This window comes from Shewanella gaetbuli (genome assembly GCF_023284065.1).
Classification (GTDB): Bacteria; Pseudomonadota; Gammaproteobacteria; order Enterobacterales; family Shewanellaceae; genus Shewanella; species Shewanella gaetbuli.
Genome location: NZ_JAKIKP010000002.1, coordinates 361,857 through 374,654, shown reverse-complemented (window position 1 = coordinate 374,654; position 12,798 = coordinate 361,857). Strand labels below are relative to the sequence as shown.

The window sequence follows — 12,798 nt, the reverse complement described above, 5'->3', positions numbered from 1 at the left end:
GCGAAATTGTAGCAGACTATCTAGCTCAATAAAATATCGCAGAGGATAAGATTATCAGATAGTGTTTTTGACGATATCAACAGCGCCAATTGATATCGTCAAATAGATTTCTAGAGATTAAGGTGCGGTCATTAAATGGATTGGATCTTTGTCAGATAAATAGGCCTCGTCGACATCATTTAATTTGTTGTAGTTAATTAACGAGCGGATACCGTCAATGTACTCTTGGCCTCGTTCTGAATATTTATCCAAGGTTCCAGCGAGTTCAAGCCCAGTAATCGGGGCGTTGTTGTGCCTTAATTGAGCACGTAGATCCCGTAGTTTTTGATAAGCATTATGAGTATTTATATTGGTTAGGTAACCAATGACCGACGCTAGCGGAGAGTCGAATCTCGCGATGCCGTAATTACCAAGCTCTGTGCGTTGCTGCTTTGGTACCATGCCGTTACCACTAAAATCCCATTGGCCGAAAAAGGCGTTACCTTCCACGGTAAAGCGTGATGTTGCCCAGCCACTTTCTTCAGCCGCCTGAGCTAACACCAATGACGGTGGAATAATATCGACTCGTGCTAACAAAGCCGCTTTTTGCTCGTCGGTTATTGGGGCTGGCTCATCAATAATTTTATATTTTTGAGCCAGTTTAATGACTTTGTCATCATCGTTGTCGTGGACTTCAATGTAGCGTCTTTCAAGTAGAACCTTTTCATTACTCAATAACACTAATGGCGCCATTAAGCGGAAAAAAATCATTTTTTTCTCATCTACCGGTATTTCGTTTGAGTGCTGTTGCCACTCTTCGGTGACGGTTTCAAAGGTCAACCTTGGTACTTCACGATTACCCTGCTGCCAACTTTCTGTAGTGTAATCTAACGAATCGAACAGGGCTTTAATGGTTTCAAGTGAGTCTACATGAACTAATTTAGGTTTTTTAGTTGGGCGGTCATCTAATATTAACGAGAAGCTTTTTTGTATTTCGTTAGGTTCATTATTGGCAAATTCACTGAGCGGTGCAATTTTGATATCGGCTTTATCATTATCCTCAGCGGTTTCTTGGCGTTGAGTTGTCTTTTTTTCAGGCGGAGTCGGTTCGATGGTGTCAACTGGCTTATTGTTCAGCGAGGTGGCGGTGGCGTGTTTATCATCTTCTGCTGGTGAGCAACTTGTTAGACACAAAGTTAATAGGGCACTAATGACCCCCTTAATTGAATATTTACTATTAATCAATTGCATATATCTCTCTAAATTTTTGATGTTTATTTTTATAGCTGCCCAGAGCGAATTTCTTGTGCCAAGTTGGCCCAACTGATTACGCCGACAATATGGCTTGGTTTGTTACGATAAATATAGACCTCTCCAGCGCGTTTTGCTGCTAAAGCGTCATATACCTCATCAAGAGTGGCTGAATCAGGCAGCCCTTGCATTAAGTGGCGTGATAACGTGGTTGAATCTTCAAAAGATTGAATTTCTAGGCTTAACATTTCTATTTGGCCGTCAGTGTTTCGCACTAATACTGGGCGTCCAGCTGCACGTTTTAACACTTCAAGCAGTAATTCATCGTCATCATTAACCACAACAAAGCGGCGATTCATTAATACCCGCACGCCTTTTTTTTGTAGGCCTTGATTCATGGGCGGAATTTTATAATCTAAACCCATAATTTCTAATTGTTTCAAGAAAATAGACTTAGTATCGAACCCCTGGTAAGCCACTAGGAATGCCGGAATGGTGACAAACATTGCTGGTAAAATAATGCTGGCATCATTGGTTAATTCCAATAAAGCCACTAATGCGGCTAGCGGGGCACTGAGGCACACGCCCATCATGGCGGTCATGCCGATAACAGTATATAAGCCAACATAAGGGGCAATGGATGGGAAAATAGCACTGCTTATTAATGCCAATATAGCCCCCACTAATGCGCCTATTCCATACAAGGGGCCTATTAAGCCACCTGGTACACCTAGCCCGATAGCCGCAATAGTAGCAATCATTTTACCTATTAATAATGCCATTAAAAACCATAAACTGGGGGACTCACTAATGGCCTCATGTATGGCTAAATCACCTGAACCTAATGATTGGGGAAGAAAAATACCCACAATAGTGGTCGCTGTTCCGGCAATCATTAACCGATAAATGAGTCGCCAGTTTTGTCCTGTGGCGGTAACTTTTAATAATGAATAATTAAATAACGCCGCAGTACACCCTAGCCCCAATCCACCCAGTAACAGAATGGGATAATGATCTAGCGGAATATGAATCACGTTAATTAAGTCATACTCATGAATATTACCAAAGACTAGCTGGCTGGATACTGCGCCACATATCGCAGACAACATAATAGGGAAGAAGTAGTGAATTTTGTATTCACGTACAATCACTTCAAAAACAAATAAAACCGCTGCAAGTGGTGCATTAAAGGTGGCCGCAATACCAGCAGCAATACCACTGGCACACATTATTCTAACGCTGTTATCTGGCAGCTTAAACTTTTCGGCCATCACACTAGCGCTCACCGCGCCTAAATGAATGGCGGGGCCTTCGCGACCCACTGAAAAGTTAGTGATTAACGCGATTAGCGCCTGAAAAAATTGTCCTGGGGCAGATTGTAATGGCACCTTACCGTAATGAATTTTAAAACGGTGTAATACATATGCTATGCCCATGCGGCGGTAGCGCTTTGAGCCGACTAATGACACCAACCAAATAAGTAAGGCGCCTATCATTGGTAGGTAAGTGCGCCAGTCTGTCAGTATGTCAGATATATTTAGCGCATGAGTATGGCTATATTGATCTGCCCACACTAAAAGCAATCTAAATAAAATAATGACACTGGATGCGATAACGGCAAACAATAAGGCTAATGCACATAACTGAACACTAATTCTCGCTTGAGATAATTTATCGCGAAATTCATTGTTAAGATATTTGCGTGTCGCCCGTTTGGCGTGAATAATAGCAGCCTTATTTATTCTAAGTTGCACTATTGACTCTTTTTCCTGTGAATCTAAACGGCTCATTAATCGCTAGAGTAACCCTAGCGTAAAAATTAATGAAGTAATTATACTTTTTTAATGAAGTAATTATATTTTAATAAGGCCTTGTTACCTAATGCGAAACTATCATCGTTGGTTAGATAAAATACTTGCATTTGAACGTAAAAAACGTTCATCAGCCATGTACCTAAGAGCGCTCATACTGATATCTTTTTTTGTGGGCATATTAACCCATCAAATTTGGTTGTCTTTTGCCCCAGAGCAAACACCTAACAGCAGTAGTGGTAAGCGTAAGTTAATGCAGGAGCTTGAATTGCAGGCTAAAACCCTCGCGAGTCGCAATCTAGCGTTAACTATAGAACAAGAAGCCAATAAAAACTTACAACAAATGTTCAGTGAGCAGCTTGTTCGTCAAAAAGCTTTAGAAAAAGAGTTAGCCTTTTATCGTGATTTAATGGCGCCAGAAAAAGAAGTTGATGGGGTGACTATTTACAATGCTGAGCTGAAACCGGGAATGTTACCGCAACAAAAGCAATTACAATTGGTGTTGACCCAGCAAAAAAAACGTCAATCAAATATAAAAGTCTCTGTTGATGCCGATTTAATTGGTGTGCTTGATGGACAAGTAAAGCAATACACCTTAACTGAACTGACCCAGAATAAGTACAATATCGATTTTAAGTACTTTTATATTCTAGAGGCTGAATTAGATTTTCCCGATAACTTTGAACTGCAACGTGTGACCTTTAATATCAATGTTAGAGCTAACCGTGGCACCAAAGGGGGCCGCTTAGAACAGTCATATTCTGTAGACGAATTAGCCCCTGAAGATGCTCATCTCACAGACATTGAAAAAGAGTCACGGGTAATACTTGAACAAAACAGTCAGGTATCGGATAATCCATCGCAGAAAACTGAAGTAAGAGGTAGTAATGACTGAACAAACTGATGCAGCAATGCCGATACAATTTACCGATGCCGCGGCAACCAAGGTAAAAGGGCTGTTAGAAGAAGAACAGAACCCTGAATTAAAACTGCGAGTTTATGTTACCGGCGGTGGTTGTTCAGGATTTCAGTACGGATTCACTTTCGATGAAAAAGTTAATGATGGTGATTTCACTATTGAAAAACAAGGCGTGCAGTTAGTTGTTGACCCAATGAGCTTACAGTATCTTGTGGGCGGAGAAGTTGATTATACTTCTGGTCTAGAGGGCTCACGTTTCTTTGTTAAAAATCCTAACGCCACCACGACCTGTGGTTGCGGAGCAAGCTTCTCAGTATAAGTTTGCCAGAAGGCTATATAAACAATGCCGTGCAAATAGCACGGCATTTTTATGGTTATTTTTAATACAGGTTATTTAACCTCTTTGGTAAACGTCAGTTTACTAAACTCAGCATGGCTTTCACCATGTGAAAATTGGTTGTAAACCCCGGCTTTGTAATAGCTTAGGAAGGGTTGCCAGTAGCTGATGTCATGGTTTACAGCTTGTTTATCATCAACCCAGATAGCAAGCTTGCTATTACCGGTGACAATATCAATATTGAGTGGCTTTCCTGCTACATATTGGCCTAAGTCGTAATGCTTATAAGCATTTTCTGCTTTGCACTCTGGGTTGTTGATATTGGCTTTACCGCGTTCCCCTTTACAAATAAGCGCATTGGCTTTGATGATAGCCCAGTAATGCCCCTTAACCCCGTTAGCCTCTTGTTTCCAAACGACCCTTAATAATGGGTGAGGGATATTATTATCACCGGCGTCGTTGGTGCCTTTATTGTGCACCTGCAAATAAGTGATTTCATTTTGGCTGATATCTGAATGGGCCATTGAAGCTTCTGGCTCAATAGGCATAAACTCAGTGCTGAGTCGATAAAAGGTGTTAGGTAAATCTGTTCTGAAGTTTTTATGCACTCGTATTTCATTGCGGCGATGGTCACCGGACATTTTGAATACTAGCGCTTGGTTGTCTTTATTGATATGAAAGTAACGATTAACGACTTGGCTAAAGTCACTGTCTTCTGCCACTTGTATTTGATTGCCTTTTCCTGCTTGTGGATCAGATATTTGCAACTTTGATTGAGACAGAATAGCACTAAATTGTGGCGACTCGTTTGGCACACCATAGTCTGGGTTTGGTTCGTAAATAGTGATATCGGCTATGGCCGAGGTTGATAACATTGCAGCGAAGAGTAGTGGCAGCTTAACAATCATGGTGTTGTTCCTCATTTTTTATATCACTGTATAATATTTGTATTATTATAAGTCAAATATAAATATTGAGAATGATAGTTACAGCCGCACTGGTTAAGCTTGAATAACAGCCATAAAAAATGAGAGCAAATAGCTCTCATTTATCAGGTTCAAACTTGAACTTATTAGCTCATAATATTCATATTGATACGGGGCTTAAACCACGCTTTAACGTGTTTATCAAAGCTAATCCACACCTGAGCAATACCTATTGCAATCAGCACACTGAAAATAACCCAATCAGACACGACCGCTTGAAACAGACCAAAATTAACCGTTGTTGGCCCAGCGACTAAGTTGTCTGGGTCATACATAATAACGGGTAAAAAGCTGTAAAAGGCCAGTTGTAGCACGCTATACCCACGTAACATGTACAGAGCGGCTTTTTGGCGACCAAATACAGCAATAACCATTAATAAAGTTAACCAACATAACATTGCGCCTAAGTCAGACATTGACGGAGCTGACATTAGCCCGCTAATTGCCGCAAGGGTGTAAATGATCATGAGTGCAATTAAGCGCTTGGGTAAAATGGCTTTAGTGGTTAATTGGGTATTTTCTGCCGCTGTGCTTACTGGTGCCGCAGCTTCAGTGGCAACTTTAGGCTTAGGGTCCATTGGGTTAATCATGTGTATTAGTGCTTCTTATTACTTTTGGGAGTAAGGCGTTGGTCTACTTCATATGGCGCAACAACCACACCTAAGTCGTCTTGAACAGGGAACACCGCAATGAATAAATCATCTTCTTCCATGCCGCTAACCCAACGTTGCTGAAACTCATCTAAGTCGATAGCTAAAGGTTCACAATCTTTCCAATCATCCACGGCCCATAGCGCAGCAGTTTCCTCAGATGGCCACATTGGAATGCAATCTTCATCTTCAGTTGTTAGCATGACGCAACCATCATTGTCTTGCAAAGACCAAATAACCTTATTGGCTTTAACTTGTTCAATCATATAGTCGTAACGGCCTTCTGGCGTTAAGTTTAATAACTCTGCAACGGTTTTTTGTTTTGTGCTCATGGAATTCTCATATGGCTATTATCGGCATAAAATACGCCGAAAAAAATCTTCAGTTATGATAACACTGACCCCAGCTTCAAAAAACAAAAGTTTCAAAAAACAAAAAGTCCGAAATATATCGGACTGTTTGATAAAAGCGGCAATAGTTTATTGGGCTTTAGGCGTAAAGCTGCGATAAATAATACCCGCTGCAATAGCGCCAACAATAGGAGCAACCCAGAATAACCATAGCTGTGATACCGCCCAATCACCGACAAATATCGCCGGGCCTGTACTTCTAGCAGGGTTTACTGAGGTGTTTGAAACGGGAATACTAATTAAGTGGATTAGGGTTAAGCCTAAACCAATAGCGATAGGGGCAAAACCTTGAGGAGCTCGTTCATCGGTTGCGCCTAAAATAATTAATAAGAAAAACATCGTCATGACGATTTCACAAATGATGACCGCGGTAATGTCATAGCCACCTGGAGAGTGCTCGCCAAAACCATTTGAAGCAAAGCCTGATGCTAACGAAAACCCTTCTTGGCCAGAGGCAATAAGAAATAAAATCCCTGCACCAACAATGGCCCCAGAAACTTGAGCAATAATATAAGGCAGTAATTCTTTGGCCTCAAAACGCCCGCCAGCCCACAAGCCAAAAGATACTGCAGGGTTTAAATGACAGCCAGAAACATGGCCAATCGCATAAGCCATGGTTAATACGGTTAAGCCAAACGCAAATGAAACGCCTACAAGGCCAATACCGACTTCAGGAAAAGCGGCAGCCAATACTGCGCTACCACAACCGCCGAGTACCAACCACAGGGTTCCTATAAACTCTGCAAGCATTTTTTGTTTCAAATCCATGATGTTATTCCTTGTTTTAGTGTTAATTAAACAAGTAAAGTCCAAATCATGGTAGCTTGCCAGCATTTTTCAATGATAAAAGATAATTATTTTGCTTTAAATTTAGCACCTAAGATAGTTTCTCTGCTGGCACCGGTTACTGCAGGAAGATTGGCTGGTAGGTTATGTTCATGACGCATGGCTAGCCAAGCAAATGCGATTCCTTCTACCCATTGTGGGTCGATGCCTAGTGCTGAAGTCGTGCTAAGTTGATAACCAGGGAGAAGTTTCGCCAATCTACGCATTAATGCTTTATTTAAGGCTCCGCCACCGCACACATAGATTTCACCTGTTTTACTGAGGCTGTTCACATCGTTAGCGATGGTATGACAGGTTAAATCTAGCAAAGTAGATTGAATATCAGCATCTTTTATATGATTAAATTCCGCTAATTGTCGTTCTAGCCATGTCAGATTAAACAATTCTCGGCCGGTGCTTTTGGGGTAAGGTTGGCTGAAGTATGAATGGGATAACATATGCGCTAATAGTGCAGGGTGGCTGGTGCCTGAATCAGCCCATTCGCCATCTTTGTCATATGGCTTTTGTTGCACTTGTTGTATAAAGGCATCAATTAAATTGTTACCTGGGCCGGTGTCAAAACCTAATACTTCATTTGCATTAGCGGGTAGATAAGTAATATTTGCAATCCCGCCAATATTTAAAATCACTCTATTTGTTTCTGCTTGAGTAAATATTTGCTGGTGGAAAGCGGGCACTAAAGGCGCTCCTTGACCACCCAGAGCGATATCTTTGCGGCGAAAATCAGCAATGACATCAATGCCAGTTTCTACAGCGATGGTATTAGCATCACCAATTTGTAAGGTAAAGCCCATGTCTAAATTAGGCATATGCCTCACGGTTTGGCCGTGGGAGCCAATGGCGATAACGTCATTGGGGCTAATATTCTCTTGAGTTAATAATTGGTTCACTGCTTGAGCAAAGAGTAAGCCGACACTTCGGTCGAGTTGACCCATGCGATTTATTTCATCTCTATCGGGTTGGCAAAGTTGTTGTAAGCCTTTTAATAAATGCGTTGGAATGCTTTGAGTATATGCACCAATAAATTTGGGGTAGCCAGAGGCGAAATCAACCAGTACGGCGTCAACGCCATCCATACTGGTTCCTGACATAAGGCCAATATAATATTCAGGCTTTGACATAAAAAGCATTCCTTATTGGGTGAAATCACACAAAGTATGGTTCAACAGGCCAGCGATATGCTGATATGAAAGGTGCTGACCTATTGAAACGTGATGATAGAATTAGTTGCTTGCTAGCCTTTGATCTTGGTTCGCACGTAACTGCGCCATTAATTGTTGACTAATTTTTTCGAAGTTAGCTTTTTCACTGCGTTTGATAGGATCAGACTTAGGCAGATTGACGGTTCTAGGGTTACGATGAACGCCGTTAACAATAAATTCGTAATGTAAGTGAGCCCCTGTGACACGACCGGTACGGCCTAAAGTACCAATAACTTCACCTTGCTTAACCGTTTGGCCGCGTTTAACTTTGCGTTTATTGAGGTGCAAATATTTAGTGGTATAGGTGTCGTTGTGTTTAATAAACACATAATTACCATTGTATTGATTATATCCCGCCTGAACCACTTTACCTCGACCTGCCGCTTTAATTGGCGTGCCAATAGCCGCGACATAATCAACGCCCCGGTGTGCTTTAACTTGCCCTGTTACTGGGTGAAGGCGGCGTGGGTTAAAGTTGGAGCTGACATATTTAAAATCAACCGGCGAACGTAAAAAGGCTTTACGCATACTATTACCTGATTCGGAATAATATTGGCCATCGGTGTATCTTACCGCCGTATAGCGCTCACCTTGGTTGACAAACTCAGCGGCTAAAATACTGCCGCTACGGATAAACTCTCCGTCAGCATATTCTTGCTCAAAAATAAGCGAGAAACTGTCGTTTTTGCGAATATCTAAAGCAAAGTCGATATCCCAACCGAATATGTTCGCCAATTGCATAATATGATTAGCTGACAAACCAGCATCGGTTGCAGCATTCCAAAAATTGCTTTTTATGCTGGCATTAATAAATGACTGCCTAGTTTCTAACTGTTTTTTGTTGATTTTTTCTTGGTATTTATCATCTGTTTTAGAGATGACTAAGGTTGATATTTTATCCATGCGGTAGCTTAGTTCTGCCAGCTCACCTTGTTCGGTTTTGCTGATGGCAATTTCTTCACCGGGGATAATTTTAAGTAAATTTTTCTTTGCTAGAGGCAGTTTAGTGATGTCATAAACATCTTTGGCAGTTAATCCGGCGCGTTTGAATAAGCCGCCTAGGGTGTCTCCTTTCGCAACTTCATAATATTCAACATGTCGCTCACTTTCTAGCGGTTGTTTTTGTTTTACCAGAGCTTGCTTTTCAGCTGAAATATCAGCCTGTAATGCAGCAATTTTTTTATCGATTTCGGAGTCAGACGATAAGGTAGATGTGCGTGCTCCAGACTGCTTTGCGGGAGAACCACTGTGTGACTCTGTTGATGTTTGATTATTTGGCGGTGTAGGGCTTCTAAAGGCGAGAGGCACATCATAGCGTGTATTGGTTTTTAACGTTGATGCACTGAGCTCTGCTGTTTGTGGCTGTTTAGAGGCTTGAACGTCATCAGCCGGCAATAGCATAATCAATACGGTAAAAACAGCCAAGGTTGTCAAGGCTATTTGATGTGCTTTAGGCAGCAACTTAAATAATGTAATCAGCTTTGCCATTGACTTATGTACCAATTTCTCACTCTAGTTGTTATCCCTTAAGTGTACACTCTTTCATTTGCTGTGGCTAACAAGTAACATAGCTGTCTTATTTTTATTTTTAAACGATATATGCGCTAGGAGTTGCAGCAGAAATGGCTGATTTAGATCAAGTGTTGGCAGAGATCAAACGCGGTACTGATGAAATATTACTTGAGGCTGATCTTATTGAAAAGCTTAAAGAAGGTCGCCCACTTAAGATTAAATTAGGGGCAGATCCTACCGCACCTGATATTCACTTAGGTCATACGGTTATTTTAAATAAGCTACGCACTTTCCAAGAGCTAGGCCATGAAGTGATCTTCTTAATTGGTGACTTTACCGGCATGGTGGGTGATCCAAGTGGTAAAAATAGTACTCGTCCCCCTCTGACGCGCGAAGATGTTTTAGCGAATGCTGAAACGTATAAAGAACAAGTTTATAAAATTTTAGACCCAGCAAAGACTCGCATTGAATTTAACTCAAGCTGGCTTGAGCCGCTAGGTGCTGCTGGCATGATCCGTTTAGCCTCAAAACAAACTGTGGCGCGTATGATGGAGCGTGATGACTTTAAAAAGCGTTATGGTTCTGGTCAGTCAATTGCTATTCATGAGTTCATGTATCCTTTACTTCAAGGTTACGACTCTGTTGCGTTAGAAGCTGATGTTGAGTTAGGCGGAACCGACCAAAAGTTCAATTTGTTAATGGGTCGAGAGCTTCAAAAAGCAGAAGGGCAAAAACCACAAACTGTCATTATGATGCCGTTGCTGGTGGGTTTAGATGGCGTGAAGAAAATGTCTAAATCAGCGCACAACTATATTGGTGTGAGTGAGCCTGCTAATGAGATGTTTGGTAAAATCATGTCAATTTCTGATGATCTGATGTGGAGCTACTTCGAGCTACTATCTTTCCGTCCTCTGGCTGAAATTTCACAGTTCAAACAAGATGTTGATAATGGCACGAACCCGCGCGATATTAAAATTCTGTTAGCTAAAGAAATCATTGCTCGTTTCCATGACGAAGCCGCTGCTGAGGGTGCACATCAAGAGTTTATTAATCGTTTCCAAAAAGGTGCAATTCCTGATGATATTGAAACAGTCACTTTACCTGCTGGCGAAGGGTTAGCAATTGCTAACTTACTAAAAGAAGCTGGTTTAGTTAACTCAACCTCTGACGGAATGAGAATGATCAAGCAGGGTGCTGTCAAGATTGACGGAGAAAAACAACAAGATACTCGCCAAGTGTTTAACGCGGGTTTTGAAGCGGTTGTTCAAGTAGGTAAACGTAAGTTTGCTAAAGTGGTATTAAGTTAATCGTCTAAGCTAGCTGTTAACTTTACGACATTAAAAAAGGCTCATTCGAGCCTTTTTTAATGGCTGTATTTTAGGAGGATTTTATTCATCACTGTGACTCTAATTGGTCAGCCATGGTTTGATAATCCATTAAATCCATGTGTTCAATTATTCTGCGGGTGCCCATATCAAATTTTAAGGTGGTGACCCCAGGAACTGCAATATCAATAATTCTACCTGGCTTACCGTATTGATCCCCAGGGCCTCTAAGACGGTAACTGCCAATTATGACTACAATTGACCCATTATTAAACATATGTTCAATGTTTAATCGGTATTCTAAAACCCCTTCATGTGCACGGGTTAAAAATTCAATAATGTGTCGCGTGCCGGTATATTTCACATTAGCTGTTTTATCAAAAAATACGCTATCACGATTATAGAAATGCCTCAGAGAGCGAAAGTCATGATCGGTATAAGCCTTAATATATTGCATCGCTAATTGCTGCTCTTCTGGCATATCGCCAATATTAGCATGGGCAGAGAAGCTCATGAAAATGATAAGGAGTAGGCTAATTAAACGCATTAATGTCTCTTTGTTTTTAAATCGAATGCAGGTAAAGACAGGTGCCATCGAATGGCACTTAATCGGATAATCAAGGTACTAAACATTGCTAAAAACATTGAGGTCATGCTATTGACCCCTGAAGCTAAACATAATGTGTAGCAGATACCGCCAACGATAGACGCGGTCGCGTAAATTTCAGTACGAAGTACCATGGGTACTTGACGACATAATACATCTCGAATAATGCCTCCTCCTACGCCAGTGATCAGTCCCATTACTACGGCAATCATTCCTGAGTGTCCTAATAACAGAGCTTTTTGTGCGCCAATAATAGTAAATAAGGCTAACCCAAGCGCATCGGCAACCGGCAAGGTAATACTAGGAAGTTTATGGGGTTTTCGGACTAATATTAAACAGGCAATAACGGTGGCTAAAATCACAATAAGATAGGTGTGATTGGTGATCCAGAAAACCGGCGTCGTCCCCAACAGTACATCTCGTATACTTCCCCCACCAATGGCGGTTACAGAGGCAAGCACAATAACACCAAACGGATCCATACGATGTTTGCCTGCGGCTAATGCGCCTGATAACGCAAATACCGCGGTGCCACATAAGTCAAAAAAGTATATCCACTGGCTCATTTAGTTAACTCTTTTAAATGAATGTTGAGTGCATCAACAGATATTCTGATTTCAATAACAGATAAGATCAGTGAATAAAGTAATAATAGTAGGCTGATACCAAAAATAATCGAGCCAGTTTGATTAAAGCCGGTATATAAAAAGATCATGCATAACACACAGAATGCAAAGCTACTGACTCCCGCTTCTTGCATTCTTCGGATGATATTAATCCGTTGTTTGAGGTTTTTAATTTGCTGATCATTTACAGGTTTACCCGCTTCACTTAATTGTCTGATCAGTGCAGCTAAGGCAAAAAAACGGTTGGTATAAGCAAGCAAAAGCAACGAAATTGCCGGAAACAATAAAGCTGGCGTGGTTAATGAGACATGTAAATTATTAAACAAAGTTGCTTTCC

At 41.2% G+C, this 12,798-nt stretch carries 14 protein-coding genes; 3 read left to right on the top strand and 11 right to left on the bottom strand.

Features of this window, described 5'->3' with window-relative positions:
* Nucleotides 1-117 precede the first annotated feature (117 nt).
* Both L2672_RS04390 and L2672_RS04385 read right to left on the bottom strand, forming a co-directional pair.
* Nucleotides 118-1,230, bottom strand: coding sequence for a glucosaminidase domain-containing protein (locus L2672_RS04390; protein WP_248994612.1), 1,113 nt, complete (start codon nt 1,228-1,230; stop codon nt 118-120).
* 29 nt (nt 1,231-1,259) lie between these two features.
* Nucleotides 1,260-2,984: a chloride channel protein gene (locus L2672_RS04385; protein ID WP_248994611.1), complete on the bottom strand. Its 1,725-nt coding sequence runs from the start codon at nt 2,982-2,984 to the stop codon at nt 1,260-1,262.
* A 127-nt stretch (nt 2,985-3,111) separates the two neighbouring features.
* Between L2672_RS04385 and L2672_RS04380 the strand changes: the two genes are divergently transcribed.
* Complete coding sequence (locus L2672_RS04380; RefSeq protein WP_248994610.1) at nt 3,112-3,936, top strand: DUF6776 family protein; 825 nt, start codon at nt 3,112-3,114, stop codon at nt 3,934-3,936.
* Nucleotides 3,929-4,279, top strand: coding sequence for an iron-sulfur cluster insertion protein ErpA (erpA, locus tag L2672_RS04375; protein WP_248994609.1), 351 nt, complete (start codon nt 3,929-3,931; stop codon nt 4,277-4,279). The genes L2672_RS04380 and erpA overlap by 8 nt, the downstream gene beginning before the upstream one ends.
* A 71-nt stretch (nt 4,280-4,350) precedes the next feature.
* On the opposite strand, the gene L2672_RS04370 is transcribed toward erpA, so the two are convergent.
* The 6 genes from L2672_RS04370 to L2672_RS04345 form a co-directional block, all read right to left on the bottom strand.
* On the bottom strand, nt 4,351-5,205 hold the full coding sequence (locus tag L2672_RS04370; RefSeq protein WP_248994608.1) for a polysaccharide lyase family 7 protein: 855 nt from the start codon (nt 5,203-5,205) through the stop codon (nt 4,351-4,353).
* A gap of 164 nt (nt 5,206-5,369) precedes the next feature.
* Nucleotides 5,370-5,873 carry a hypothetical protein gene (locus tag L2672_RS04365; RefSeq protein ID WP_248994607.1) on the bottom strand — a complete coding sequence of 168 codons (504 nt, stop codon included), beginning with the start codon at nt 5,871-5,873 and terminating at the stop codon, nt 5,370-5,372.
* Nucleotides 5,874-5,878: 5 nt separating this feature from the next.
* On the bottom strand, nt 5,879-6,265 hold the full coding sequence (locus L2672_RS04360) for a DUF2750 domain-containing protein (RefSeq protein WP_248994606.1): 387 nt from the start codon (nt 6,263-6,265) through the stop codon (nt 5,879-5,881).
* Nucleotides 6,266-6,412: 147 nt separating this feature from the next.
* Entirely contained in the window at nt 6,413-7,111 is a 699-nt protein-coding gene (gene aqpZ / locus L2672_RS04355; protein ID WP_248994605.1) for an aquaporin Z, read from the bottom strand.
* An 86-nt stretch (nt 7,112-7,197) separates the two neighbouring features.
* Nucleotides 7,198-8,310 (bottom strand): anhydro-N-acetylmuramic acid kinase, encoded by a 1,113-nt coding sequence (locus tag L2672_RS04350; RefSeq protein WP_248994604.1) that lies wholly within the window; start codon nt 8,308-8,310, stop codon nt 7,198-7,200.
* A gap of 102 nt (nt 8,311-8,412) precedes the next feature.
* Nucleotides 8,413-9,879, bottom strand: a complete 1,467-nt coding sequence (locus L2672_RS04345; RefSeq protein WP_248994603.1) for a peptidoglycan DD-metalloendopeptidase family protein — start codon at nt 9,877-9,879, stop codon at nt 8,413-8,415.
* 134 nt (nt 9,880-10,013) lie between these two features.
* Here L2672_RS04345 and tyrS point away from each other — a divergent pair, with 134 nt between their 5' ends.
* Complete coding sequence (gene tyrS / locus L2672_RS04340; RefSeq protein ID WP_248994602.1) at nt 10,014-11,210, top strand: tyrosine--tRNA ligase; 1,197 nt, start codon at nt 10,014-10,016, stop codon at nt 11,208-11,210.
* Nucleotides 11,211-11,298: 88 nt separating this feature from the next.
* Here tyrS and L2672_RS04335 read toward each other — a convergent pair whose 3' ends face one another.
* Genes L2672_RS04335 through L2672_RS04325 form a run of 3 tightly spaced genes read right to left on the bottom strand, consistent with a single transcriptional unit; the run spans nt 11,299 to nt 12,787 of the window.
* Nucleotides 11,299-11,775, bottom strand: a complete 477-nt coding sequence (locus tag L2672_RS04335; RefSeq protein WP_248994601.1) for a nuclear transport factor 2 family protein — start codon at nt 11,773-11,775, stop codon at nt 11,299-11,301.
* A complete protein-coding gene (locus tag L2672_RS04330; RefSeq protein ID WP_248994600.1) occupies nt 11,775-12,401 on the bottom strand; it encodes a trimeric intracellular cation channel family protein in 627 nt (208 codons plus the stop codon). The genes L2672_RS04335 and L2672_RS04330 overlap by 1 nt, the downstream gene beginning before the upstream one ends.
* Complete coding sequence (locus tag L2672_RS04325) at nt 12,398-12,787, bottom strand: DUF2721 domain-containing protein (protein ID WP_248994599.1); 390 nt, start codon at nt 12,785-12,787, stop codon at nt 12,398-12,400. The genes L2672_RS04330 and L2672_RS04325 overlap by 4 nt, the downstream gene beginning before the upstream one ends.
* Nucleotides 12,788-12,798: the final 11 nt, after the last annotated feature.

What these genes read in the sequence shown, in the direction of transcription:
- L2672_RS04390 (WP_248994612.1), bottom strand. Translation starts at nt 1,230, where the DNA reads ATGCAATTGATTAATAGTAAATATTCAATTAAGGGGGTCATTAGTGCC.
- L2672_RS04380 (WP_248994610.1), top strand. Translation starts at nt 3,112, where the DNA reads ATGCGAAACTATCATCGTTGGTTAGATAAAATACTTGCATTTGAACGT.
- erpA (WP_248994609.1), top strand. Translation starts at nt 3,929, where the DNA reads ATGACTGAACAAACTGATGCAGCAATGCCGATACAATTTACCGATGCC.
- L2672_RS04370 (WP_248994608.1), bottom strand. Translation starts at nt 5,205, where the DNA reads ATGATTGTTAAGCTGCCACTACTCTTCGCTGCAATGTTATCAACCTCG.
- L2672_RS04365 (WP_248994607.1), bottom strand. Translation starts at nt 5,873, where the DNA reads ATGATTAACCCAATGGACCCTAAGCCTAAAGTTGCCACTGAAGCTGCG.
- L2672_RS04360 (WP_248994606.1), bottom strand. Translation starts at nt 6,265, where the DNA reads ATGAGCACAAAACAAAAAACCGTTGCAGAGTTATTAAACTTAACGCCA.
- aqpZ (WP_248994605.1), bottom strand. Translation starts at nt 7,111, where the DNA reads ATGGATTTGAAACAAAAAATGCTTGCAGAGTTTATAGGAACCCTGTGG.
- L2672_RS04350 (WP_248994604.1), bottom strand. Translation starts at nt 8,310, where the DNA reads ATGTCAAAGCCTGAATATTATATTGGCCTTATGTCAGGAACCAGTATG.
- L2672_RS04345 (WP_248994603.1), bottom strand. Translation starts at nt 9,879, where the DNA reads ATGGCAAAGCTGATTACATTATTTAAGTTGCTGCCTAAAGCACATCAA.
- tyrS (WP_248994602.1), top strand. Translation starts at nt 10,014, where the DNA reads ATGGCTGATTTAGATCAAGTGTTGGCAGAGATCAAACGCGGTACTGAT.
- L2672_RS04335 (WP_248994601.1), bottom strand. Translation starts at nt 11,775, where the DNA reads ATGCGTTTAATTAGCCTACTCCTTATCATTTTCATGAGCTTCTCTGCC.
- L2672_RS04330 (WP_248994600.1), bottom strand. Translation starts at nt 12,401, where the DNA reads ATGAGCCAGTGGATATACTTTTTTGACTTATGTGGCACCGCGGTATTT.